This is a genomic window from Bdellovibrio bacteriovorus, assembly GCF_041888015.1.
GTDB lineage: Bacteria > Bdellovibrionota > Bdellovibrionia > Bdellovibrionales > Bdellovibrionaceae > Bdellovibrio.
The window spans coordinates 430986-454379 of the sequence record NZ_CP168968.1; the positions used below are offsets into that span (position 1 = coordinate 430986).

23 protein-coding genes are annotated in these 23394 nt (G+C 48.4%); 17 read left to right on the plus strand and 6 right to left on the minus strand.

The genetic code is table 11. From position 1 onward, the window contains the following. Positions 1-45: 45 nt before the first annotated feature. The 6 genes from ACES2G_RS02175 to ACES2G_RS02200 all read left to right on the plus strand — a co-directional run bounded on the left by ACES2G_RS02175 (position 46) and on the right by ACES2G_RS02200 (position 5643). The gene (locus ACES2G_RS02175) at positions 46-462 is read left to right on the plus strand and encodes a hypothetical protein (RefSeq protein WP_347356036.1); all 417 of its coding nucleotides are present in this window, start codon (positions 46-48) and stop codon (positions 460-462) included. A gap of 203 nt (positions 463-665) precedes the next feature. Then, positions 666-1253: a diacylglycerol/polyprenol kinase family protein gene (locus tag ACES2G_RS02180; RefSeq protein ID WP_374001194.1), complete on the plus strand. Its 588-nt coding sequence runs from the start codon at positions 666-668 to the stop codon at positions 1251-1253. A 26-nt stretch (positions 1254-1279) separates the two neighbouring features. Further along, positions 1280-2137 (plus strand): CDP-diacylglycerol--serine O-phosphatidyltransferase, encoded by an 858-nt coding sequence (gene pssA, locus ACES2G_RS02185; protein WP_347356040.1) that lies wholly within the window; start codon positions 1280-1282, stop codon positions 2135-2137. Continuing rightward, positions 2121-3128, plus strand: coding sequence for an aspartate-semialdehyde dehydrogenase (locus ACES2G_RS02190; RefSeq protein ID WP_347356042.1), 1008 nt, complete (start codon positions 2121-2123; stop codon positions 3126-3128). The genes pssA and ACES2G_RS02190 overlap by 17 nt, the downstream gene beginning before the upstream one ends. Positions 3129-3184: 56 nt before the next feature. Continuing rightward, complete coding sequence (locus tag ACES2G_RS02195) at positions 3185-4552, plus strand: CFI-box-CTERM domain-containing protein (RefSeq protein WP_374001195.1); 1368 nt, start codon at positions 3185-3187, stop codon at positions 4550-4552. Beyond that, the gene (locus ACES2G_RS02200) at positions 4549-5643 is read left to right on the plus strand and encodes a hypothetical protein (RefSeq protein WP_374001196.1); all 1095 of its coding nucleotides are present in this window, start codon (positions 4549-4551) and stop codon (positions 5641-5643) included. The genes ACES2G_RS02195 and ACES2G_RS02200 overlap by 4 nt, the downstream gene beginning before the upstream one ends. A gap of 33 nt (positions 5644-5676) precedes the next feature. On the opposite strand, the gene ACES2G_RS02205 is transcribed toward ACES2G_RS02200, so the two are convergent. Continuing rightward, on the minus strand, positions 5677-5934 hold the full coding sequence (locus tag ACES2G_RS02205) for a hypothetical protein (protein ID WP_374001197.1): 258 nt from the start codon (positions 5932-5934) through the stop codon (positions 5677-5679). 133 nt (positions 5935-6067) lie between these two features. Between ACES2G_RS02205 and truA the strand changes: the two genes are divergently transcribed. From truA to ACES2G_RS02225, 4 genes are all read left to right on the plus strand, one after another. Beyond that, complete coding sequence (truA, locus tag ACES2G_RS02210) at positions 6068-6856, plus strand: tRNA pseudouridine(38-40) synthase TruA (protein WP_374001198.1); 789 nt, start codon at positions 6068-6070, stop codon at positions 6854-6856. Between the two features lie 110 nt (positions 6857-6966). Next, a complete protein-coding gene (rplM, locus tag ACES2G_RS02215) occupies positions 6967-7407 on the plus strand; it encodes a 50S ribosomal protein L13 (protein ID WP_374001199.1) in 441 nt (146 codons plus the stop codon). 13 nt (positions 7408-7420) lie between these two features. Next, positions 7421-7819: a 30S ribosomal protein S9 gene (rpsI, locus tag ACES2G_RS02220; protein WP_374001200.1), complete on the plus strand. Its 399-nt coding sequence runs from the start codon at positions 7421-7423 to the stop codon at positions 7817-7819. Between the two features lie 197 nt (positions 7820-8016). After that, positions 8017-8289, plus strand: coding sequence for a hypothetical protein (locus ACES2G_RS02225; RefSeq protein WP_347356054.1), 273 nt, complete (start codon positions 8017-8019; stop codon positions 8287-8289). Positions 8290-8331: 42 nt separating this feature from the next. Here ACES2G_RS02225 and ACES2G_RS02230 read toward each other — a convergent pair whose 3' ends face one another. Continuing rightward, positions 8332-8721, minus strand: a complete 390-nt coding sequence (locus ACES2G_RS02230) for a hypothetical protein (RefSeq protein WP_347356056.1) — start codon at positions 8719-8721, stop codon at positions 8332-8334. A gap of 226 nt (positions 8722-8947) precedes the next feature. On the opposite strand from ACES2G_RS02230, the gene ACES2G_RS02235 reads away from it, so the two are divergent. The 3 genes from ACES2G_RS02235 to ACES2G_RS02245 all read left to right on the plus strand — a co-directional run bounded on the left by ACES2G_RS02235 (position 8948) and on the right by ACES2G_RS02245 (position 13810). Next, the gene (locus ACES2G_RS02235) at positions 8948-10777 is read left to right on the plus strand and encodes a hypothetical protein (protein ID WP_347356236.1); all 1830 of its coding nucleotides are present in this window, start codon (positions 8948-8950) and stop codon (positions 10775-10777) included. Between the two features lie 11 nt (positions 10778-10788). Continuing rightward, the gene (locus ACES2G_RS02240) at positions 10789-13092 is read left to right on the plus strand and encodes an ATP-binding protein (protein WP_374001201.1); all 2304 of its coding nucleotides are present in this window, start codon (positions 10789-10791) and stop codon (positions 13090-13092) included. A gap of 136 nt (positions 13093-13228) precedes the next feature. Further along, positions 13229-13810 (plus strand): hypothetical protein, encoded by a 582-nt coding sequence (locus ACES2G_RS02245; RefSeq protein ID WP_347356059.1) that lies wholly within the window; start codon positions 13229-13231, stop codon positions 13808-13810. Positions 13811-13817: 7 nt separating this feature from the next. On the opposite strand, the gene alaS is transcribed toward ACES2G_RS02245, so the two are convergent. Genes alaS through ACES2G_RS02260 form a run of 3 tightly spaced genes read right to left on the minus strand, consistent with a single transcriptional unit; the run spans position 13818 to position 18176 of the window. Beyond that, on the minus strand, positions 13818-16541 hold the full coding sequence (gene alaS, locus ACES2G_RS02250; protein ID WP_347356060.1) for an alanine--tRNA ligase: 2724 nt from the start codon (positions 16539-16541) through the stop codon (positions 13818-13820). Beyond that, on the minus strand, positions 16528-16992 hold the full coding sequence (locus ACES2G_RS02255; protein ID WP_374001202.1) for a regulatory protein RecX: 465 nt from the start codon (positions 16990-16992) through the stop codon (positions 16528-16530). Before ACES2G_RS02255 ends, alaS begins: the two co-directional genes overlap by 14 nt. 23 nt (positions 16993-17015) lie before the next feature. After that, on the minus strand, positions 17016-18176 hold the full coding sequence (locus ACES2G_RS02260; protein WP_374001203.1) for a metallophosphoesterase: 1161 nt from the start codon (positions 18174-18176) through the stop codon (positions 17016-17018). Positions 18177-18267: 91 nt separating this feature from the next. Here ACES2G_RS02260 and ACES2G_RS02265 point away from each other — a divergent pair, with 91 nt between their 5' ends. Both ACES2G_RS02265 and ACES2G_RS02270 read left to right on the plus strand, forming a co-directional pair. After that, positions 18268-19956, plus strand: coding sequence for an AMP-binding protein (locus ACES2G_RS02265; RefSeq protein WP_374001204.1), 1689 nt, complete (start codon positions 18268-18270; stop codon positions 19954-19956). A 79-nt stretch (positions 19957-20035) separates the two neighbouring features. Beyond that, the gene (locus ACES2G_RS02270) at positions 20036-20830 is read left to right on the plus strand and encodes a substrate-binding periplasmic protein (RefSeq protein WP_374001206.1); all 795 of its coding nucleotides are present in this window, start codon (positions 20036-20038) and stop codon (positions 20828-20830) included. A gap of 7 nt (positions 20831-20837) precedes the next feature. Here the strand turns inward: ACES2G_RS02270 and trpS are convergent, their stop codons facing one another. Then, a complete protein-coding gene (gene trpS, locus ACES2G_RS02275) occupies positions 20838-21833 on the minus strand; it encodes a tryptophan--tRNA ligase (RefSeq protein ID WP_347356069.1) in 996 nt (331 codons plus the stop codon). A 358-nt stretch (positions 21834-22191) separates the two neighbouring features. Here trpS and ACES2G_RS02280 point away from each other — a divergent pair, with 358 nt between their 5' ends. Both ACES2G_RS02280 and ACES2G_RS02285 read left to right on the plus strand, forming a co-directional pair. Further along, a complete protein-coding gene (locus ACES2G_RS02280) occupies positions 22192-22851 on the plus strand; it encodes a GNAT family N-acetyltransferase (RefSeq protein ID WP_374001207.1) in 660 nt (219 codons plus the stop codon). 57 nt (positions 22852-22908) lie between these two features. Next, positions 22909-23394: a phosphatidylglycerophosphatase A gene (locus ACES2G_RS02285; protein WP_374001208.1), complete on the plus strand. Its 486-nt coding sequence runs from the start codon at positions 22909-22911 to the stop codon at positions 23392-23394.

The window sequence follows — 23394 nt, forward strand, 5'->3', positions numbered from 1 at the left end:
ATTGTGACATTTGTTTTGGTGCTCTTTTTGGGGGTGCCAACCTTTATGAATTTGACGGAGGAAGACGTTGGGCTTCCCGAGTTGGCGGCGGCAGGGCGTGGACCTTCTTTGACCGGGGGGCGAACACCGGCCAGTGTGCCAGCGCTTGCAAATAAGGTTTCTTCAGCGATCTCTCATCTTGCACAGATTGACTTGCGTTGTGCGAAGAAGGCCCAGAGCCCTTTGCGGGTTGAGGGCAGCTATGTCCAATTTGAGGGTAAAAACTGTCTTCGCGATAGAACCCTTGAGATCGTCAATAAAAGCAATGGCTATACGGCCTCTGTTTTCTTAAAAGGCACTGACAAATACCAAACCGATTTGATTCAACTGCAGAAGGGCGACAACGAAATTACGATTCGTTATCATGATGGCCCAGGAAAAGCCGTTGAAGAGGTTGTGCTGGTTCATTCCAATCAAATTTAAACCATAAAATACAAACACTTAATGCGATCGGCTAGAGTAAGATCAATTAAATTGATCTTGCCTCTGTCTGCCTTTAAGTTAGCCCCCGTCCCACGATAACCGTGCGGATAGTGATGGACTTGTTGATGCTAATTGAAGGAATAACCCAACCTGTGGACTTAAAAAAACGCTCGGACATTCATTATGCTCGTAAAATTTGGCATATGTCCGGAGTCTTCGCGATGTTCCTGGCTTATGTTTATTTGCCACCTGCGGTATCCATGGCCATTCTTTTGGTCGCGTGGTCTTTGTTTGTTCCATTTGATTTCCTGCGTTTGAAATACCCAGCCTTGAATGATTGGGCAATGCATGCGTTCAAGCCGATCATGCGTCAAAGCGAAGTAAAAAAGCTGGCGGGTACCACCTTCCTTTTGAGTGGTGTTTTGATCGTGGACGTTTTGTTCCCAAGATCCATTGTTGCATTGACCTTGTTGTTCCTGGCTTTTGCGGACCCTATCGCAAGCTATTTTGGAATCTTGTATGGCAAAGATAAAATCTTTGGCCACAAATCCATTCAGGGTTTCATGGCGGCGTTCTTTGTTTGCGCTGCAGTGACTTTCATTTATTTAATCTACCACAACTATCTGATGGATCGTCTGATCGTAGTCAGTTTGTTCGCAGGTTTGGTGGGCGCTTTTGCAGAGCTGATTCCTATCGCAAAGCTTGACGACAATTTGACTCTTCCTCTGATGAGTGCGGTGGGGTTGACCATCCTGTTTTATTTCTTTGGATTTTTCTCTGCGCTAGGATAATGTCTGTCCTATTAAAGGCGGATATTATGGCTACTGAAACTCACATTGATAAAATTGACTCCGAAGACGCCAAGGCTCAGCGCTTGGCAATGTACATTTATATCCTTCCAAATCTGATGACGACAGGAAATCTGTTCTCAGGTTTCTTTGCTGTTATTCAATCCATCAAAGGCAACTATCTTTACGCAGCTTACGCGATTGTTGTGGCGGCGGTCTTTGACCAGTTGGATGGTCGTTTGGCGCGTTTGACCCGTTCCACAAGTAAGTTCGGTGCGGAATACGATTCTTTGTGTGACTTGGTCAGCTTTGGCATGGCACCGGGTGTGTTGTTGTTCTTGTGGGCTTTGCAACCATTTGGCCGTTTGGGCTGGGTGGCGTGCTTCCTGTTTGTCGCTTGCGGTGCGCTTCGTTTGGCGCGATTTAACGTTCAAGCGAACGTGGTGGAAAAGAACTACTTCCAAGGTCTGCCAATTCCGATGGCGGCTGGTATCGTGGCGTCTTCCGTTCTGGCTTTCCAGGACTTGGAGTTGGAACCACTTGGTAACTACGGTTTGTTGATTATGACGATCTTGCTGGCTTTGGTAATGGTCAGTAACTTCCGTTTCCGCAGCTTTAAGGATTTGGACTTGAAAGAGCGTTTGCCTTTCCGTTATTTGATCCTGGGCTTGGGTGTTCTTGTTGTTGTCGCACTTCGTCCTGAAGTGATGTTGTTTGTTCTCTTCATGGCTTATGCTGCTTTGGGTGCTGTTTTTGGTGTCTTCAAGCTCGGAAAAAATATCCGTAAGATCAAGCCAAGTGTTTACGCTCCGGCCTCTGTGCATGAGAGCGACCTAGTCCTCGAAGACGAGGAAGAAGAGGCAGCGAAAGATGAAAAGAAAACTTAAAGTCGGTGTTGTGGGCGCGACCGGAATGGTCGGCCAAACGTTCATGAATATCCTGGCAGAGCGCGACTTCCCTATTGCAGAGTTGCGCCCTTTTGCATCTGAAAATTCCCTGGGTAAAAAAATTGAACTGCAAGGTCAGCAATGGCCGGTGCAGGTTCTTAAAGACGGCTGCTTTGACGGTCTGGATCTGGTGTTCTTCTCTTCCGGGGATGATATTTCCGCAGAGTGGGCACCCAAGGCTGTTGCTGCCGGGGCTTTTGCGGTGGATAACTCTGCGGCTTTCCGCATGGACCCGAACACTGTTTTGATCGTTCCGGAAGTGAATGGTCATTTGGTGAACAAAGACTCTAAACCACAGATTATTGCCAATCCCAACTGCTCGACCATTCAACTGGTGGTGGCGTTAAAGCCACTTCATGAAAAGTTTGGCTTGGAAGAGGTGCGTGTTAGTACGTATCAGGCCGTCAGTGGTGCCGGTCAGGGTGGATATGATGAACTGATGGATCAAACCTCCAATCATCAAAAGGACCATGAGCCAAAAACATTCCCGCACACAATCCTGTTCAACTGCATTCCTCAAATCGGGTCTTTCAATGATCAGGGTTATTGCAGTGAAGAGGTGAAGATCATGAAAGAGACCCGTAAGATTCTGGGTCAGAATGATCTGAAGGTGTCTGCTTTCACCGTTCGTATCCCGGCATTGAATGCTCACAGTGAATCGGTCTGGGTGACCTTGAAGAAGTCTGTCGGTCACGACGAAGTGACAGCCGCTTTGCAAAGTCAGGATGGCATTGTTGTGCAGGACGAGCCGAAAAAGAGTCTTTATCCGCTAGCTCGCGATGTGTCTGGCAAAGACCCGGTTTACGTGGGTCGTATTCACCGTGATATGGAGAATCCGAACATGTGGCTGATGTGGGTGGTGTCTGACAACATCCGCAAAGGGGCGGCTCTGAATGGGATTCAGATCGCTGAAAAGATTTTCTTCGACTAAGGTCTGGGCGGGGTCCATTTTTTGACTTCCGGACCTTAGCATGGTTCGATTAAAGGATGAGACTCTTTCCATGGACGGGAATTCACAATTATAAGTCTTGGGCTCTATCCACGTTAGTGGGTGGTCTGCTTTTTTCAACTTCCAGTTTTGCGACAATCACACTGGTTTCGGCTGAGGGTGCATCACACACGGACTTTTCTGTGGCGGCGACTCCGAAGCTTTTCGCAGGCTTTGCTGGCAGTTGTACTTCCTCCGATGTTACCAAAACATGTGACAGTTGTTCCGGCGAGGCGGTCGGGGGCAGCAAGCTGTGGCCCTGCAATAAGCGTAATGCGTATCCCACTCTTCGCCTCACCATTCGTATTCAGTCCAGTAACACTTCGGTGGCGGTAACGGATGCGGTTTTTAAAATCAACGACACGACTTTCACGCCGAGTGTTTCCCCAACCATGACAGATGGTATTTTGACAGCGCAGATTCAGTGGTTTGAGCTTTGTCGCGCGATGGGCACAGACAACGAAAACTGTACCAAAAGTTTTTCCGGTGAATTTGCGCTTGGGTTCAAAACCACTTCTGATTCCACAACCACGAACGATCTTTTGACCTTCAAGGTCTATGGCCGTGCGATCACAGCAGGGCAGGATCTGGTTTATCAGGACTGCCCCGCTGAAGACTCGCAAGTGACACCGGGTTCAGGTTATTGCCATTTCTCAGTTTATCGTGGTGACGCCAAGATCTATGCAGATCAGTTGGGCCGCGCCGATGGGTACCCCGCAACGACAGCTGCGGGTATTGAATATACAGGGCCTGTGTTCTTCTTCCGTAAACAGCTGCAAGGGGAAGATGACAATACCACCATTGCGAATATCACCAATGCCTCGGACATCATGCAGTTGATTTCTCCTGAACAGGACAACCGCATTGATGGTCTGGAAAATGAAGTGCGCTATTGCATGGTGATGGCGAACCAGGATCAAACAGGAATTATCTCTTTCTATACGCCGCTGCCGGGAACCTCTGGCGGGGTGACGGCCACAGATCTGTGTGCCACGCCGTCGCAGGTTGTGGGACTTTTGGATGACAAGCACTGCTTTATTGCAACGGCGGCGTTTGGCAGTGAAATGGCTCCTGAGGTGCAAAGCTTCCGCGACTTCCGCAACAAATATTTGCTGAGCAACTCTGTCGGGACGAAGTTTGTGAAACTCTATTACAAGCACAGTCCTTTTTATGCTGGATGGATTTCTGACAATGAATTTGCCAAGACGGCCGTTCGTGCGGCTTTGTGGCCGCTGCTGTTTTTCGCCCGCTTGAGTGTGGCTTTTGGATTGTGGACGACGTTGCTTGTTTTGACTTTGGCGGGAGCTTCCGCTTACGGAATGTATCGCCGTTGGTTCCGAGTTCGTAAAGTAAGAGGTGTATTGTGAAATCCTGGCATAAGCACTTTGTCGTTTTGCTGGCGGTTTTAGCCTTCCACGCAGCAAAGGCCCAAGAAGAGTCCGCGCCGCAGGAGCCTCCTTTCGTACAAGAAGAGAGTGAATTTGAAACGCCACCACCAGCGGATGATCTTTTCACAAGTGAAGCCGAATCCGTCGAGAATGAAATTCAAAGTGCTTCACCGGAAAGCAAAAAAGAAACTGTTAATTTGAACGAACAAAGTCCGGGTGAATCGAAGGCTGAAGAAGATCTTCTGTTTGAAGAGGAAGCTTCCCCGGTTGTAGAGGAAAAACCATCTGCACCCGCAGAGCCAGCTTATGAGGTGGCTCCGGTCCAAAAGACTCCGAACGTGGAAGTGGTTCGTCGTTCAAAAAGTGGCGGAGTTGAATACATTCAGCATCCTCAGGCCGCAAAGGGTTTGATGACCATCACAAAAGATGGTGCCTATATTTACCGTGTGAAGCCTGCGGCCGGATCCAAAGAGTCCGGTACGTTCCGCGTGGGAATGATGGATCCTCCAAAAATTCAGTCTGCGGATGGTGTGACTGACTTTAGCTCTATGTATGGCAACTCTTCTCAGCCGTTGTTCATGTTTGATTATGAATGGAAGCCCTTTAACTCATTTGGCAGTTTGGGACTTCAGGGTGGGATTGGGGTTATGTACGCCACTGGGCAGGGACGCTTTATTATTCCAGACCCGCAGTTCCCGGATCAGCAGGCGAAGGAAGAATACACGTTCCTGGCTATTCCCATCAGTCTGGGGGGCATCTATCGTCTGGAGTGGGGGCATCGTCAGTGGGTGGCTCCGTACATTTCAGCGGGTGGAACTTATATTGGTATTGCTGAGATTCGCGATGACGGCAAATCCCCTTCGTTGGTGGGAACGCCGGGCGTTTATGGGGCCGGTGGATTGTTATTCAATGTTTCGGCGATGAGCCGGGATACGGCGTTTACACTGAGTTCTGAATACGGCATCAAGAATCTGTGGATTTCTTTAGAGTATCGTCAGTTGCAGACATTCACGGATGATGTGGACTTTTCGTCGGGAATCGTCGCCGCCGGTGTGACGGTGGACTACTAAAAGAAAAGGGGCCGAGGGCCCCTTTTTTATTTCTTACTTGTTAACACAAGTTGCAGTGTAGATGGTTCTAGCGTGACGGTGAGTAACTGCCTGATAGCAAGTTTGACCTTGAGTGCTGCAGTTCGCGCGAACATAAACCTGATTGTTATTGTCGTAACCCATAACGTTGTTTTCTTCACACCAGCTGATGAAATCAACGTAGAAATCGTCTGGACGGGACTGGTTAACTTGGGAAGTTTGAGCCATTGCGGAACCGGAAACCAACAGCAAAGCAGCGATCAAAGCTTTCATTTTATTCTCCTGATAAATATTGAAAATTAAGGCGTCCAGAGAAGTACGCTTTTCACCGCGGGATTGCAATGCCCCGTGAAAATTGGACAGGGTGAGGTTGCGGGACAGAAGGGAAACTGATAGGTTCCCGCGCATGACGACAAAAGTGCGCTTTACCGTTGCATACGACGGAACAGGATTCTGCGGATGGCAGAAGCAAAAACCCGAAGACCAGGTTTCGGTCGCTCAGGTTATTGAAGAGGCCTTGTCCAAGGTCTTCAATGAAAAAATCACATTATTTGCCTCGGGACGAACGGATGCCGGGGTTCATGCTCTGAATCAGGTTTGCCACTTTTCTACGCATCGCAAGATGGACCCGGCGAAGAAGTGGGACCTGTGTTGGGCTTTGAACTCTCATTTGCCACCTTCCATTGTGGCGAAGAAGGCCTGGATTGCCCCGGACGACTTTCATGCTACTTTGTCGGCCACGCATAAGACCTACCGATATCTTATAGTGAATAAGCCTCGTCCCAGCGCCCATTTAAATCGTTATGCGGACTGGATCCGCTTGCCAGTCAATATCGAACATTTGCAGGAAAGTTCAAAATATCTCTTGGGAAATCAAGACTTTAAGAGCTTCCAATCGGTCGGAACCCCGGTTCAGGACACCATTCGTGAGATCTATAAGGCGGACTGGGAGTGGCGTAAGCCCGGAGTCATGCAGTTCACGATCACGGGCAGTGGTTTCTTGAAGCAAATGGTCCGCAATATTGTGGGGACCTCATTGTTTTTGGAGCGTAAGGGACTAGACCCCTCTAAAATGCAGGAGATTATTGCGGCTCAGGACCGCATGAAAGCGGGGCCTCCGGCTCCGGCTCAGGGTCTGTACCTGATGAAGGTTTATTATCCTCAGGACCTTGACAATAGGTGTATAGAACTTTAAAACATCCCTTCCCGCAAAATAGTGTAAGAGCCCGTTGTTAAACTCAAACATATTTTTGCCGAGCAGGCAGACGGTAAAACTGACTGTTCAAAATGAAACTGGAGATTCTAATGAAGACTTTCAATGCAAAAGCAGATGAAGTTGAAAGAAAATGGTGGATTGTCGATGCCGCTGGCCAAAAAGTTGGTCGTGTAGCAACTCACGTAGCGACTATCCTTCGTGGTAAAAACAAAGCTATCTACACTCCGAACGTTGATACTGGCGACTTCGTTGTTGTTATCAACACGGACAAGATGGAGCTTTCTGGAACTAAGTGGCAGGATAAGAAGTACTACTCTCATACTCGCTTCTTCGGTTCTATGAAAGAGATGACTGCAGCTCAGGCGAAAGAGAAAGATTCTACTTTCATCATGCACGAAGCTGTTCGCGGAATGCTTCCTACAAACAAGCTTTCTCGTCACGTTATCGCGAAAATGAAGACATACACTGGTGCTGAGCATCCTCATGCAGCTCAAAAGCCGGCTCTTTATACACTCCCTTCTAAGAAATAATCGGAGATAGAACATGGCAGCAGCAGATAAATTCTACTATGCAACTGGAAGAAGAAAAACAAGCTCCGCGCGTGTTTTCTTGAAACCTGGTAAAGGTACAATCACAATCAATGGTAAAAAATCTGACGACTATTTGACTCGTATGCAGTCTCAAATGGTTATCGTTCAGCCTTTGGACCTTTTGAATCAACTTGGCAAGTTCGACGCTAAAATCACTGTTTCTGGTGGTGGTGAGTCTGGACAAGCTGGTGCGATCCGTTTGGGTATCACTCGTGCTTTGATCGCTTTCAATGCTGAGTTCAAAGGAACTCTTAAGAAAGCTGGATTCGTTACACGTGATCCTCGTATGGTTGAGCGTAAAAAATACGGTAAAGCTGGTGCACGCCGTAGATTCCAATACTCCAAGCGTTAATTTGCTCGGACTCAAGATCTTCGGATTTTGGGAATGGAAGAAAAGAGGGAGCTTTCGAGCTCCCTTTTTTTTTGTCTTTTTTGATTGTCCTACATTTGTTCTGTCATAAAGTTTAGTTTACAAATCTCTTCTAATTGTAATTTTACTCTCATTGCAAGCCTGTCATCCCGATGTTACTCCGTTTGGTAGGGGGCCATGTGAGAGCGATTATTCTGTCTGCACTGCGAACCTGTACCGGCCCAATACTTTCAGTTGTGATTTTATGGTCTATTCCTGCGAAGGCAGGCAAGGTTGAATCTGTGCAAGAGCTGCTGATGGAAACTTGTAAAAAGAAAGTAAGCTACGAGCAGGCGTTGGTTTTAGTTCATCCGCTTTATCTGACCTGCGTTCCGGGTACGAAGATAAAGGTCGTGGAAAGATGTCAGGTTAAGTGTCTGAAGCCGAACTCTGGGGCTGTGATGGGAAGATAAAAAAAGGCGCCTGTTTGCAGACGCCTTTTGAAGTTCAGCAAATTACTTTGTGCAAGACAAAGGATAGATGTTGCCGTTCGCAGCTAGGAAGCCACCGAAGGTGCCATCGTTTTCAAGACCCAGGCCCAAGAAGCCCGTGTTCACAATAACACCGTCAACTTGTGCAGACTTGTCAGTCAAAGCCATTAGGTTCAGGAAACCATTTTGGATTTGTTGTGCAACGGTGCCTTTATCCATTTGAGAGAAAAAGACAGCTGTCTTTGCACGCTCAACCAAGTTAACCACAACGAAGTCAACAGACTGATCATCAGCCAAATCAACAGTCAAAGTCACAGAGTTGTTTTCGGAAGGAACAACACATTTCATGATTGTTGTGTCCGCCATTGCGGAAGAACCCATAAGAACCAAAGCAGCCATAATAAGCTTTTTCATTAAAACCTCCTATAAGGTGATCGGGGGGAGGCTATTTCAGCGTATGAAGGCTTGCAATCCAAATGCATCGCACTATTGAGGTATGACATTAATAAAATTCCACACTTGGACGCAGATCTTACCTAGCATTTGGTCTGAGTTGCCCCTGATTTAAAGGACAGACTCGCGTTTCTTGATTACCCTATGTGTTAAGGAAAATTTGCAGAAGGAACGTTACGTGAAACTTATGCTTTCATCTTTGATCGTCATTTTCGCCTGCTCTCTTTCATTTGCTCAGGAAGCAGTGTCTCCTGCCACAGCAGCGCGTGAGGCGTCACCTCCAGTTGAGCCAAAGCCAGAGGCCTCTAAAACAGAGTCAGAATATTCCAAGCCGTTGTTCTTCTCGGTCATGGATCAAGAAGTGAAAGTTAAAAATCCAGTTGTTGAATATGATCTAAAAACTTCAAAAGGTAAGCAGATGGATATTGGCGGCGTCACTTTCAATAGTGAGTCGTTGGTGGCAAAGATGGAAGGCTCCAGTCTGGTCGTGAATTGGAACCATGATCTGGTTGCGGGCGGAGATCTTTCTGTTATCAGCCAACAGGGAAAAGAGTTGTGGAAGCAACGAGTGCAGGGAGCGGGTGCCTGGAAGTCTGCAGAATTGAGTGGCAGTAAGGCTCCGCAGTGGAAAGACGGAGAAAGATTCCGTCTCTGTCTGCGGGCGGAAGCTGGCAAAGGCTATTCCAGTATTTGTTCTCAGTGGTATGGCGTGGAGATCAAAGAGGGGCAAGCACACATCGGCGTGACAAAGTCAGAAGCCACAGCCCGCGTGATTTTCCAGAATGAAGAAAAGAAGCTGCAGGGTTCAGAAGAAGTTGCCGTTGGGGCTCCGGTTCAGTTCCTGGCAACATTGACATCAGATGCAACCTACGAATTCGTATCTGAACCCGTTGCGCCTGTTATGCGTGACATGATCGAGTCCGAGAGCGCAGGTCAGGTGACGCTGACGGGTGAATTACCGCGTCCTTTGAAGGTGGAATCTAAACTTGTGCAAGGCGAACAGTACGGCACTGTCACTCGTATCCTGGGTTTTGAAAGCACGATTGGTGCTTCCAATGACCTGTGGCAGGCGGATCTGCCGCAAAAAAATTCCCGTCTTGTGATCCCGGGAAAATCCGGTGGGGTTTTTGTTTATGGCTTGGAAATTACCGATCCTCCCAAGCAGAAAGACCGTCGCTTTATTTCTTACCGGGCCCCGAAAGGGACGTACTCTTTCCAAGATCAAATCCCTGTGCGTGACATCGAAGATAAGGTGACGACCTGGAATTTTGAGGTGCCTCAGAAGTTTGCTATGAACACAGTTCATCTTGATGTGCCGGGTGAAAAATCAAATCATAAAGCATATATGGAAATCTACCGCGCTGGCGCGGGTGAGGCGAGTCTGCGTTTGACCGGAGTGGTGACCAGTGACAGTGACTATGTGGTTCTGGGGGAAGGGCACGTTTCCTGGTGGTTTAATGATCTGTTTGACTGGCAGAACTATTATCTTTCCAAACAGCGTTGGGGAGTCAGTGCGAAGTACTTTACCTCTTTAACCAAGCTTCCGGCTGCAACAGCGGGTGGCAGTTCTGAAGATGTGAGTCTGAATGTGGCCGATGTGGATTTGCGCTATCGTCTGACTCCGGGGTTGTGGGAAAAGGATGAAACACTGGGGTTGATTATGGCGTATGAAGCCATGACCTTGGGCGACAGCAGTGTTCCCAAGATGGGTGTGGGCCTGTTCTGGGCGCGCTCAATGCCTCGTGCGATTGATTATTGGTTCTCGAAGCTGCCATTCATGAATTATCCGAAATGGGTTGATATGGAATTCATCAAGTATGTGTCTTCCATGGACAGCGATATCACGTTGGGTGATGACTATGTTTTGAACTTCCACGGAAAAGTTTTGTGGACGTCCAGCTTCTTCGGTGAAGCCGGTTTCGGTTTGAAGAACTACTACTTCGAGAAAAAATCAGACGGATCGGGAGCGAAGTTGACAACATTCTATGGAACGGTGGGGTTAGGGCTTAATTTTTAAGCTGAAGGTTGATGAAAAAGAAGCTCACCTTTGTCCATCTCTTTTTATTGAATCAACTTGTGACCACTCTGGTGCTTTTAACAGTGCTGGGGGTCTATGGGACTCACTTATTTATTCAGGAACAAAGAGCATTGCGTGAGCGCATGGAGCCCGCTTCGGTTCGCGAAGTGGAGCGTATGAATCATGACTTCGCTTCTTTAGAGGCCAACGTTCTTCGACTGAAAAGCATGGTGGAGCTGTTTGATGTTATGCCGAAGGGCACGCGCATTGATAAGTTCCGGCAGTTTGCCTCTTCCACGATTGCCACTCACAGCAGCCAGTTCAACGCCTATGTGGCCTTGGGGCCGCAACTGGCCGATGAATACTTCGGAAAAAAAGCCTATGTCTATGTCCTGCATCGGGACTTTTCCCTTTTTGCCAGCCCTCAGTACAATGAACCATCCACTTTTATTGCGGAAGTTTTTTCCGAACCTGGATATGACCGCGATCCCGATCAGCAATGGTGGTGGCTGAACGAAAAGAATCAGAACGTCAATTACTCTGATTTCTATTTCGATAAAGGTTACATGGAAAAGGTCATGTTCAGTACCACGACAGGCATTTATAAGGCTGGCAGGCTGGCGGCCGTCGTCGGGATTGATACACTCGCTGGTGATATCGCCCATCGACTGGGAAGCTTTAAGCTGGGGGAAACCGGCGGTGCCGTGATCGTTGATGAACACGGGCGCCCGGTTCTGCCTTTGATTGCCAAAGATCTTCCGTTGTTGGGCTATCGGTATCTGCGCGCTTTAAGTCAGGACGAATTCAAGTCGATGCCGAAGTTGTCGCAGAAGGTTTTCAACATCCAGGCTCAGAAACAAATTCAGGAGTTTCCCGGGGCTGACGGAAAAACCTATCTGACATATTCCAATCCCATCAAGGGCAAGTCCTGGCATCTGGTGATCTATCAGGAAAAATCGGAAGCCTATTCCGGATTGTACTTCCGTTTATTCTTCTTCGGGTTTGTGGCTCTGGTCACTTATGGTGTCTTGACTGTGATGGTCTGGATGACCGGAAACTATGTGATCAAGCAGGATAAGAAGGCACTGGCGCAGTTCCAGGAATCCCGGGACCGGGCGGAGGCCGCGACTCGTGCCAAGTCCTTGTTCCTTTCCACCATGAGTCATGAGATTCGCACACCTTTAAACGCCATGCTGGGTTCGGCGGAATTACTGAATGAAACTTCGCTGGGGTATGAACAAAAAGAGCTACTAAGTTCTTTGCAGAGTGCTGGTGAAACTCTGCTAAGCATGCTCAATAATATTCTGGATTATTCTAAATTTGAATTCGGCAGAATGCAGATGGAAAGCCGCGAGTTTTTGCTGAGCGATCTGGTGCGTGAGGTTCAGGCCCTCATTGCAACAGCGGTTTTGCGCAAGAATCTGCAGTTTGTGTTTCACCCGCCGGAATATGATCGTTGGATTGTGGGCGATTCGCTGCGCTTAAAGCAGGTCTTGATGAATCTTCTGGGGAATGCCGTGAAGTTCACAGATCGTGGGGTCATCGAGCTGACCATTCAGCCTTATCCTGCGACGGAAGACGGCCGGGAAGTGATTTTCTTTGAAGTCAAAGACACCGGCATTGGAATCGCCAAAGAAAATCTGAAGAAAGTCTTCGATGAGTTTGGTCAGGAGGACTCTTCGGTCACCCGACGCTTTGGAGGCACCGGTCTGGGTTTGAGTATTTCTCAAAGGGTGGTGCAGTCCATGGGGGGCGAGCTTTACTGTGAAAGTCGTCAGTTTGTGGGATCGCGCTTTCACTTCTCTTTGCAATTTGCCTCGCGCAAGGCGGAGCTTTGGAGCAGTCGTTTGTCTATGGATATGAGTGCGACCAAGCTCACAGTTGCGGATAATAACCCTGTGGCGTCGGACAATGGACGTCGTACGGTTCTGATTGTGGACGATATGGAGGAAAACCATACGCTGCTGAAGGCCTATATCAAGCGTCTGGATTTTGTGACCACGGACTCAGCCTACAATGGATTTGAGTGTCTGGAAATGTGGGAAAAGAATCACTATGACCTGATCTTCATGGACGTGCAGATGCCGAAGATGTCGGGATTAGATACCATTCGCAAGCTTCGGGAAATCGAAAGAGTTCGTGGGCTTCGCCGAACTCCGGTGGTGGTGATTTCGGCCAACAGCTTTACAGAGGATATTGAAAAAAGTCTGATGGCTGGTGCTGACGAGCATTGTGGCAAACCGGTGCGCAAGCAGACTGTTCTGGAGATCGTTCAGAAATATTGCTCTCAAAATGCGGAAACCGTTCAGGTCTAATATAAGCGCCTTTGTAAAAGTGAAAACTATCAAGACAGCGTTAAGTTCCTAACAGCTATTCCCGATATTACTTAGGTCTGAGCCCGGAATAGATTTTGCCTCTATTCATTTTGAAACGGGTAAAGAGGGGGAATTCATGACTAAGCGTTTGGCAGTGCTGACTGGAGCTATCTGTCTCATTGTGGGATTTCAGAATTGCAGCCAGAGTGCGCTTCAAACATCTGAGATGGCATCGATGAACGATGTGTCTGTTATCGTTCCTCCTGCGGCAGGAGGAAGCTCCTCTTCCGAGGCCAGCAAAGTCACCTACATTGAAATTCCCAATATTTCTGAAGACGGGGCGGTGTCCGCCAAAATTTCAGAAGTCAGTATGTATCGTCTGGTGATTGCGACCGAGTCTGGCAAAATCCATCTGGTGGATGACGCCAATAATATTTTGCAAGAGCGCTGTTTGGGATCTGCTAATCTGGCAGAGCTGAAGACGATTTTGAGTGGCTCATCTGTTTGTGCGGCCCCGGTGAAATCCGCAGATATTTGTGCGATGAAATACACGCCCGCGTATGCTGCTTTGTATGCGAATGAAAAGCGTGTGAATCTGGGGGAAGAAAAAGATTCCTGCGGTCGTGGCCGTCAGGATTTGTGCGGAGGACTGGCTGATGTCTTCCAGGCTTACGTCGCTCATGTCCGCGCCAATTGGGCCGACATGAGCTGCGAATAGCCGGGTCTTAAAGACCCAGCATTGATTTTACTTTACCGAAGGCTTCGTTCATCTGGGCACGATTTGGTGCCGCCCCCTGAGCGAAGTCAGGGCGACCGCCCCCTTTACCACCCATAATGCCAGCAACTTCCTTCAAAAGATCTCCGGCTTTGGTTTCAGAGGAGATCTCTTTGGAAACGCTCACGATGATCGGGTGACTGTCATCACCCTGACCAACCACAACCACGATACCAGACTGGATCTTGTTTTTCAGATGGTCAGTAACCTCTGCAAGAACCTGACGGTCATCCAAAGGAACATCTGCCAACACCAGTTTCGCAGACGCGCCAGATTTGGTTCTGAAAGTCATGGCTTTGGCAGCAAGTTCGTCAACGTTCACCTGTCCGCCTTGCAGCTTCTTCATTTCTTTTTCAAGCTGCTTCACTTGATCTTTCAGGGATTCCACACGATTTGCCAATGTGGCTGTTTCGCCAGTGGTTTCAAGATGCTTGATATAGTGCGGGCTTTTTTGGAAGCCGGCAGCAGCCAAGGCATCATCCAGGTGAGTCACAGCACTCATCATATACTTAAGGGCATGGTCCGCAGTGATGGCTTCGATACGGCGAACACCCGAGCTGACGCCCGCTTCAGAAACGACTTTGAACAGGCGGATTTCTGAAGTGTTCTTTACGTGGGTACCGCCGCAAAGCTCGCAAGAGAAATCACCCATGGTCAGAACGCGCACGTCATTGGCGTACTTTTCGCCGAACAAAGCCATCGCACCTTTTTCAAGAGCAGCCTTGTGGGACATCATCTCGGTTTTCACCGGATTGCAGCGGGCGATCTGTTCATTCACAAGATCTTCGATCTTTTTGATTTCTTCCGAAGAAACCGGTTTGTTGTGAGTGAAGTCAAAACGGGTTTTCTGGGAATCAACCAAAGAGCCGGCTTGAGTCACGTGAGTGCCCAGAACCTTGCGCAGGGCCGCGTGCAACAAGTGAGTTGCAGAGTGGTTCGCAGCGATGTTGCGTCTTTCAACGGCATCAACTCCTGTAAGAACCGTCGCGCCCACTTTGAAGGAGCCATGTTCGATTTCAACATGATGAAGAACGATATCGTCGATCTTGGTGGTGTTGCCCACGCGGGCACGGTTGGTGTCCTGCATGATATAACCCACGTCACCGGACTGGCCGCCGCCTTCGCCATAGAAAGTCGTGGCATCCAGAATCATCAAACCGGTATCACCGGTTTTCAGCTCCTGAACTTCGGCCTGACCATTGGAAAGACCCATGACTTTACCGTCACCGATGGTGCCTTCATAACCCAGGAAGGTCACAGTTTTGCCGGACTGAAGATAGTCTTTGGCAAACTTGATCATGTGCGCTTCATCAGCACCCATGGATTTACCTTTCCAGGAGGCTTTGGATTTTGCGCGGTTGTCTTCCATTTCCTTTTCAAACGCGGCTTCGTTCACTTCGACGCCTTGTTCGTTGGCGATCACGCGAGTCAAGTCCGCAGGGAAGCCGTAAGTGTCGTACATGCGGAAAACCACTTCGCCGGAAAGTTCTTTAATGCCTTTGGCTTTTGCTTTGGAAAGTTCATCCGCCAGAATTGCAGTCCCTTTATCCAAAGTGGCGATAAAGCGATCTTCTTCGTCACGGATGGTGTTGATGATGTGGTCACGGCGTGTTTTCAATTCCGGATAAACAGACCCCATACTTTCGATCAAAGCTTCCGCCATACCAGGCAAGAACGATTTGTCAGCAGAAAGCTTGCGACCGTAACGGATCGCACGTCTCATGATACGACGAAGAACATAGCCACGGCCTTCATTGGATGGCAAAGCGCCATCGGCAATCAGGAAGGACGTCGAACGGCAATGATCCGCCAATACGCGAAGAGCCGACGTTGTTTCAGCTGCCGCAGGGTTTTTAGCCAGAACTTCTTTGTCTGTGATGTATTCAACGCCACCGATTTTGCATGCCAGTTGAATCATCGGCTGGAAGAGGTCGGTGTCGTAGTTGTTAAACACACCCTGCATCGCCGCTGTCATACGCTCCAAACCGCCGCCTGTATCGACAGAAGGTTTTGGCAGGGGCGTCAGTGTGCCCGGAGGGTTTTCAAAGTACTGCATGAAGACCAGATTCCAGATTTCCACGAAACGGTCTTCACCGGCTTCGATGCCTTTGAATGGATCGGAAATAGTACCGGCTTTCGGGCCGTGATCATAGAAGATCTCAGTACAAGGACCGCAAGGACCGGTGTCACCCATTTTCCAGAAGTTGTCTTTGTCGAAGCGGAAGATGCGCTCGCGCGGAACACCTTCCTGGTTGTGCCAGATGTCGGCAGCTTCATCGTCAGAAAGGTGAACGGTCACGTAAAGCTTTTCTTTGGGGATCGCCAGTTCCTTCGTCAGGAATTCCCACGCAAAGTGAATGGCGTCTTTCTTGAAGTAATCACCGAAAGAGAAATTCCCCACCATCTCAAAGAAAGTGTGGTGACGGGCTGTGAATCCGACGTTTTCCAGATCATTGTGCTTACCACCTGCACGAACGCATTTCTGTGCAGTGACGGCGCGGCTGTAGTCTCTTTTCTCAAGACCCAGGAAGGTGTTCTTGAACTGATTCATACCGGCGTTGGCGAAAAGCAACGTGGGATCATTTTCAGGAATCAGGGAAGAGGACGGGACCACTTTGTGTCCGTTCTTCTCGAAGTATTTGATAAAGGCGTTTCTGATCTCAGAGCTTTTCATAAATAACCTTTCTTACGGTCTCAGAATCGAATCCACGGGAAGCCAGCAACCGGCCCACACGAGCTTTTTCCTCTCGGGAAAACTTGTGGTCTTCGTCGTACTTATTTTTGACAATCGCCAGCGCCTTTTCAAGCTCCAAAGCACGATCTGTCTCAACAGCGGGAAGACCTTTTTCCTTGAGGTAGTTGTTAATGTAATAGATGCCCTTGTTGCGGCGGTGAAGCATGTCGGCCAAACGATGGGCCAGGTCCACCGGGTCGCCCAACCAACGATTGTCTTTGGCGAACTCGATGGCTTCTTCGATAATATCCCCGACGTCTTCTTCGTCCGAGAACTTGTCGCGTAATTTGGTGCGCAGTTCTTTTTCGGAATGGTCCCGACGCGCGATCATGTCCATGACCTTCTTTTTGGCAGCTTGTCGGGTTTTCAGGGGATCTTTCTCTCGGGACATAGGGGAAATTAATACCCCGTTTTTTATTCCTTGCGAAGGATAATTTCAGTCAGCTCGCAATAAGTTCCCAGTCGCAACTGGGGTCCCCAATAGCCGGTGCCCTGATTGACATAGAGCTGCATGTCGCCAATGCGGTAAAGTCCCTTATTGTAGCGCTGAAAGAATACGATTAACAGGTTCCACGGGAAGAACTGTCCGCCATGGGTGTGTCCGGAAAGCTGCAAGTCCACCCCCAGCTTTTCGATGTGTTTAGCCAGCGCTGGCTGATGGGACAAAAGAACCTTAAAGCTGTCCGGTTTTAGTTGGCTTTGCACCTTCACCAGATCCGGCCCTTCTTCCTTGAAATGGTTGGCGGCGGGGTCGGGAATACCAATCATCTGCAGCTCGGCTGATCCCAGGCGAAGGGATTCGGCCTTGTTGATCAGGACCTGGAATCCGATGTCGCGGAAAGCCTGCAGACTCTTGGTGGCGTTCCAATAGTATTCATGATTTCCCGGGACATAGTAGATCCCATGTTTGGCATGAAGACCTTTGAGAATCTGAAACTCTTCGGTGTGTTTTTCAACGAAGCTATCCAGAATGTCGCCGGTAAATACGATCAAATCAGGCTTCAGCTTGTTGACCTGACTTACCAGCTTTTTGACCAGTCGAACCGGCAAGCTGGGGCTGATATGCAGATCCGTGATATGAACAATACGCAGATTTTCCAGATCAGCAGGAAGGTGGGTGAAGCGAAGAGGGACAGTCTTATTGAAAGCCCCTTTTCGCACAATCAAATGGCCCACCAGAATAAACAACACCGGAAGTCCCATCAAAGTGGTGGTGGCTTGGGAACTATACAGAGTTTCCAGAGATAAGGTGGCGATTGAAATCTTGTCCAAGAATGCAAACACATCCCTGAGAATGACCAGAGAGATCAGGAAATTGATATAGGCCATAACCGTTAAGGCCCCGTTCATAAAGCGGTCCCGCCAAGGATTGTGGTCCAGGCGTCTTTCCCGCAGAAGGAGCATAAAGCTGCCAATCACCAAAGCGAAAAGAAATGCCAGGAAGCTGACAAGCAAAGTGGTGCCCTGCCACGAAAAGTTCGTGAATCGAGTTAGCTGGTGAGAAACATAGACGAAGATCACAAGAACAAAGGTGCTGATGACAGTGCGAAAAATTCCCATAGGATTTTTTAACATGCACCCCTGCCTTTGCACAGTCCAATGTAGAAACACACGTCGGCGAGTCGAGTTGGAAGTGCTAACCTTAAAAAAATCTCTGGAGGTTTGCATGAGCTTTCGTAATGAATTTGAACAGGCGAGGGATTTTTTAATCCTGCATCGCTCGGATTATGACTATGCCTATAAAAACTTCCGTTGGCCGCGTTTGGAGGAATTCAATTGGGCCCTTGATTACTTTGACCCTATGGCCACGGGCAACAGTAAGATCGGCTTGTGGCTGGTGGATGAAGTGGGGCGGGAAAAGAAGTTCAGCTTTTCGGAACTTTCACATCGGTCTAATCAGGTCGCGAATTTTCTGCGAACATTGGGGTTGCAAAAAGGGGATTCCATCTTTCTGCTGATCGAAAATGAGGTGGCTTTGTGGGAGATCATGCTGGCAGCGATGAAGATAGGAGCGGTGCTGGTTCCCAACAATCCACTTTTGTCACAACAAGAACTGAAAGATCGTTTGGATCGCGAAAAAATCAAGATGATTGCCACCACCAAGGCCCATACTTCCAAATTTGATGTGATTTCATCCGGGGTGATTCCGGTGGTGGTCGACGGCGAGGAAGAGGGCTGGGTTCAATATGAAAATGCCTATCTGGAAAGTTCTGAATTTGAAACTCAGGAAAAAACCAAAGGGACAGACCCGTTGTTCCGTTATTTTATTTCCTCCAACGGGGTAAAACCGAAGCTGGTGGAGCACAGCCATGCCGGCTTTACGGCTGGACATCTTTCAACAATGTACTGGATTGGTTTGCGTCCTGGGGATGTGCATCTGGCCATCAACTCGACAGGATGGGCAATGCATGATTGGAACTCGTTCATAGCACCATGGAATGCCGAGGCGACGATCTTTGTGTTTAAGGAAAAACGATTCAACGCACGCCTTTTGTTGGATGCGCTTGAGGAATATCCGATCACGACATTGTGTGCGCCACCGACAGTATGGCGATTGCTGGCTCAGGAAGATCTGGAAGCCGTCGAAGTGCATCTGCGCGAAGTTGTTAGTACCAGTGAGGCATTAACTGCCGACTTGATTGGGAGGATCCATAATGCGTGGGGGCTTTTCCTGCGTGATGGCTATGGTCAGACCGAAACGGCCATACTGATTGGTGTGCCACCGGAGGAAAAAGAAAGTTTTGGCACGGCCGGGAAAGCCATGCCAGGCTTCAAAATCCTGCTGCTGGATGCGCAAGGGGCCGAGACTGAAAATGGGGAAATCTGTGTGGATATATCTGCCAGCCCTTGGGGATTGATGAGTGGATTGGACAGTTCGCAAAAATACTACCACACCGGAGATTCGGCCTATCTGGATGCGATGGGGAACTATATGTACTGTGAGCGAATTGATGGACTGTTTAAGTCTTCGGGATATCGAATCAGTCCGTTTGAGCTGGAGTTTGTCCTGAAGGATTTTCCGTCCATTCGTGAAGTGGTGGTTATTCCCAGTCCCGATGCCATTCGTGAGTCGGTGCCTAAGGCCCTGGTGTCGGTAGTAAAAGGTGTTGAGCCAACTAAGGAGTTGGCTTTGGATATTATGAACTTCGCTCGGATGCGGCTGTCTCCATTCAAACGTATTCGTCGTTTGGAATTTATGGAGATTCCCAAGAATGCGGCAGGAGAAACTTTGCGTTCTGATTTGATTCTGATGGAGCGACAGAAGCGTCAAGGCGGTGAGCGAGCGCCTTATGAATTCTGGGAAGAGGACTCTAAAATCAGTATCTCAGACACCTGGGCGCAGGAATTGCCGTAGTCTGTTTAGTAGAGTTACAATCGCGCAAGCGTTGGGTGTTTTACTGCGCTCAAGGCTTGCCCAATGTTAAGATGACAGAGTGAAACGGGCTTTTGCTATTTTATTTTTTCTTGTTTTCTGCCAGTCGGCACAAGCATCCTCCAAAGAGTGTGTCCGCCATTTTCGTCTTGGAGTAAATAGCTACAGTCCTCTGTATGAAGTTCAGTCTGATGGAACTGTCAGTGGGTTGACACATGATCTGCTTGCAGAGGTTTCTTCACGCATGGGCTGTGTGTTTTCTCAGATCCCGATGGATTCGCCGCGAATATTGGAGGATTTTAAGCGCTGGAGATTGGATATGGTGGCGTTTCTGGCTCCGCTGGATGAATTGAAGTCCGTCGGGGAGTATATTCCTTTGTATCAGGCGGCACGAAAGTTGATCGTTGCCAAAGCATCGTATGATAAAACGCGAAAGCCAGAGAACTATCTGAATGATCCCAAGGTGAAGTTTGGAAGTCAGATTGGGCCGCGCTTTTTCCTGGGAGATGAGGAAGAAAAGAAGTTGATGGGGCAAGGGCGTTTGATTGCGTTCCCTAATCCGGGGACGGCTTACAAACAATTTGTGGCAGATCGGATTCAGGCGATGTTTTCAACCCCGATTATCCATTCGCACTATCAAAAGGAAATTCCGGAGCTGACGACGAAGACGGTGGCTATTCCGGATCCCAGTCATCCTTTGACGATGGGCTTTTATTTATCGTCAAGACGGATTTCAAAGTCGGAGGCTGATAAGATCAGAAAAGTGATTCGGGAGATGAAACAAGACGGGACACTTCGTAAGATAGTGTCCCGCTATGTGGATAGTGAAGATATGATTTATTACCGGAATCTGTAGGCCGGACTTACAGACCTACACCCATCAAAGCTTTCATTTCTTTCAAGGTCTGGCGGGTTTTTTCCTGAGCTTTCAGGGAGCCCTCTTTGCAGATTTTCAAAACCGCTTGCGGGTCTTGAGCGTACTGAGCACGACGTTCACGCATTGGTGCGATGATCGTGTTCAGAACTTCAGTCAGGCGCACTTTCAAAGTGCCATCACCCAAACCGCCGCGCTGATAATGTTCTTTCAAAGCAGCGACTTCGTCTTTTCTTGGATCGAAAACATCCAGGAAGCTGAAGACCACGTTGCCTTCCACTTTGCCCGGATCTTCAATTTTAAGATGTCCCGGATCGGTGTACATCTTCTGAACTTTCTTTTTGATCACATCGGCATCGTCAGAAAGATAGATGGCATTCCCCAGGGATTTGCTCATCTTCGCTTTGCCATCAATACCGGGCAGACGGCCGGCAACGCCAGGCATGCCTTTGACCGGCTTGAAGAAATCCGTTTTGTAAACATGATTGAAACGCTGAGCGATTTCATTGGTCTGTTCGATCATTGGATTTTGATCTTCACCGGCAGGAACCAGATTGGCTTTGAATCCAAGAATGTCGGCCGCTTGGCTTACGGGATAAGTCAGGAATCCTGCAGGCAAAGATTTTTCCAGATTCTTCTGCTGGATTTCAGTTTTCACGGTTGGATTTCTTTCCAGACGTGCCACGGTCACCAGATTCATGAAGTAAGTGGTCATCTCGAACAGCTCAGGCAGTTCAGACTGAACAAAGATCGTGCTTTTTGCAGGATCAATACCGGCCGCCAGATAATCCAACGTCACCTGTAAGATATTATCGCGAACCTTTGTCGTGTCATCGTAGTTGTCAGTCAAGGCCTGAACGTCCGCGATGATGATGTATTGATCGTGCGAATCCTGAAGATCCACGCGGTTTTTAAGAGATCCAACGTAGTGACCAAGATGGAGGGGACCTGTTGGGCGGTCGCCCGTAAGAATGATTGGTTTCATAAAAAATTTATAACATTAACAGGAGAGACTGGGAACTGTTGTGTAGAAAGAAAAATAGGTCGGCCCCGAGAGTCTTAGAGGTGAAACCAAACATTTCAGTTTCCGGCGTTTGATCTACAACTGGAGAGCTATCAAGGTATCTACAAAGTAGACCAAGCCAGCCAACAGAATCATCCAACGAATCATGGGGCCTCCGTGAAGGCAGTATGCGAAAAGGACTCGGAGAAGTCGAATTGCTAATTTTGATGGAATCCATAAGTTTTTCGCACTGAGTTATTAAGGCGGAGTTGAAAGCTACTTGAAAATATTTTTGGTTGGTTTGCAGTTGAGTCTTTTTTTCAGCAGGAACTTGCTTGTTATGAGGTCAAAAAATAGGACTTTGGGTATGCAGGCCGAGTGTTTTGAGATCTATAACAATCAAAACGGGCACACGTACTCTTTCCGCCCATTTTCCATCGAACGTGATTTTGATGTCTACTCCAAGTGGATGAATCAGTCTTACGTATCGCAATGGTGGAGCTTGGCCAAATCTTCCGCTGAATTAAAAGATCACCTTGAAAAAGAACTCGCCGACAAACATCAGAATCTTTTTATCGGTTTCGTGGATGGAGTTCCGGTCAGTTATTGGGAACGCTATTGGTTGCAACAGGATATTCTGGGGCGCTTTGTGGATGCTCAGCCTTTTGATCAGGGATTGCATTTCCTAGTTGGTGAAAAAGAGTACTTGGGGCGCAAATTCACTCCATCGTTGATTGCGGCTTTCTTGAAGTTCCTTTTTCAGGATCCGCGCACGCTGCGAGTTTTTGGTGAGCCTGATATTAATAATCGCATGGTGCTTCGTTATGCCGAAGCAACCTGCTTTGAAATGCAGGGCGTGGTCGAAATGCCGGAAAGATCCTCGGCGGTGATGGTCTGCCGTCGCGAACAATTTTTCGCGAAATACTCTGTCAAGCCGGGCGAGCTGTGGAAGCCATCTTTGCGTGAGTCTGCGGGCTTTGCCCAGGAACTGCGCCTTTAGCTCTGACGCTTCTCATTCTGCATTGCAAGGCCTACGGGTCCGGCGTACCTCATCGTTATGATGACCAAATTCCTGATACAACTTGCGACTCTGTTTGGTGTGGGCCGTTTTCCTAAAGGGCCGGGCACGATGGGCACCTTGGCGACCATTCCGATTGTCATTCTTTTGAGCAAACTGGGCCCGATCTATTATATGGGGGCAGTGATTTTGCTGCTCATAGTCGGAATCGCGGCCTGCGAAGCTTATGAGCAAGCCAAAGGCGGTCATGATCACAAAGAGATCGTAATTGATGAGGTTTTAGGTTTTCTGATTACCATGGTTTGGCTGCCTTTGACATGGCAGGCCATTTTAATCGGTTTTGCTCTGTTCAGATTGCTGGACATCACAAAGCCTTTATTCATAGGATATTTAGATAAGAAGATCCAAGGAGGTCTTGGAGTGATGGTGGACGATGTGGCCGCGGGGATAATTGCGAGTCTCATCATGCAAGTTCTCTACACTCAAACCAACTGGTTGGGCGCTCAAGTGATGGTGATCAATTAA

What these genes read in the sequence shown, in the direction of transcription:
- ACES2G_RS02175 (WP_347356036.1), top strand. Translation starts at nt 46, where the DNA reads ATGAATTTGACGGAGGAAGACGTTGGGCTTCCCGAGTTGGCGGCGGCA.
- ACES2G_RS02180 (WP_374001194.1), top strand. Translation starts at nt 666, where the DNA reads ATGTCCGGAGTCTTCGCGATGTTCCTGGCTTATGTTTATTTGCCACCT.
- pssA (WP_347356040.1), top strand. Translation starts at nt 1,280, where the DNA reads ATGGCTACTGAAACTCACATTGATAAAATTGACTCCGAAGACGCCAAG.
- ACES2G_RS02190 (WP_347356042.1), top strand. Translation starts at nt 2,121, where the DNA reads ATGAAAAGAAAACTTAAAGTCGGTGTTGTGGGCGCGACCGGAATGGTC.
- ACES2G_RS02195 (WP_374001195.1), top strand. Translation starts at nt 3,185, where the DNA reads ATGAGACTCTTTCCATGGACGGGAATTCACAATTATAAGTCTTGGGCT.
- ACES2G_RS02205 (WP_374001197.1), bottom strand. Translation starts at nt 5,934, where the DNA reads ATGAAAGCTTTGATCGCTGCTTTGCTGTTGGTTTCCGGTTCCGCAATG.
- truA (WP_374001198.1), top strand. Translation starts at nt 6,068, where the DNA reads ATGACGACAAAAGTGCGCTTTACCGTTGCATACGACGGAACAGGATTC.
- rplM (WP_374001199.1), top strand. Translation starts at nt 6,967, where the DNA reads ATGAAGACTTTCAATGCAAAAGCAGATGAAGTTGAAAGAAAATGGTGG.
- rpsI (WP_374001200.1), top strand. Translation starts at nt 7,421, where the DNA reads ATGGCAGCAGCAGATAAATTCTACTATGCAACTGGAAGAAGAAAAACA.
- ACES2G_RS02230 (WP_347356056.1), bottom strand. Translation starts at nt 8,721, where the DNA reads ATGAAAAAGCTTATTATGGCTGCTTTGGTTCTTATGGGTTCTTCCGCA.
- ACES2G_RS02235 (WP_347356236.1), top strand. Translation starts at nt 8,948, where the DNA reads ATGCTTTCATCTTTGATCGTCATTTTCGCCTGCTCTCTTTCATTTGCT.
- ACES2G_RS02240 (WP_374001201.1), top strand. Translation starts at nt 10,789, where the DNA reads ATGAAAAAGAAGCTCACCTTTGTCCATCTCTTTTTATTGAATCAACTT.
- ACES2G_RS02245 (WP_347356059.1), top strand. Translation starts at nt 13,229, where the DNA reads ATGACTAAGCGTTTGGCAGTGCTGACTGGAGCTATCTGTCTCATTGTG.
- alaS (WP_347356060.1), bottom strand. Translation starts at nt 16,541, where the DNA reads ATGAAAAGCTCTGAGATCAGAAACGCCTTTATCAAATACTTCGAGAAG.
- ACES2G_RS02255 (WP_374001202.1), bottom strand. Translation starts at nt 16,992, where the DNA reads ATGTCCCGAGAGAAAGATCCCCTGAAAACCCGACAAGCTGCCAAAAAG.
- ACES2G_RS02260 (WP_374001203.1), bottom strand. Translation starts at nt 18,176, where the DNA reads ATGTTAAAAAATCCTATGGGAATTTTTCGCACTGTCATCAGCACCTTT.
- ACES2G_RS02265 (WP_374001204.1), top strand. Translation starts at nt 18,268, where the DNA reads ATGAGCTTTCGTAATGAATTTGAACAGGCGAGGGATTTTTTAATCCTG.
- trpS (WP_347356069.1), bottom strand. Translation starts at nt 21,833, where the DNA reads ATGAAACCAATCATTCTTACGGGCGACCGCCCAACAGGTCCCCTCCAT.
- ACES2G_RS02280 (WP_374001207.1), top strand. Translation starts at nt 22,192, where the DNA reads ATGAGGTCAAAAAATAGGACTTTGGGTATGCAGGCCGAGTGTTTTGAG.
- ACES2G_RS02285 (WP_374001208.1), top strand. Translation starts at nt 22,909, where the DNA reads ATGATGACCAAATTCCTGATACAACTTGCGACTCTGTTTGGTGTGGGC.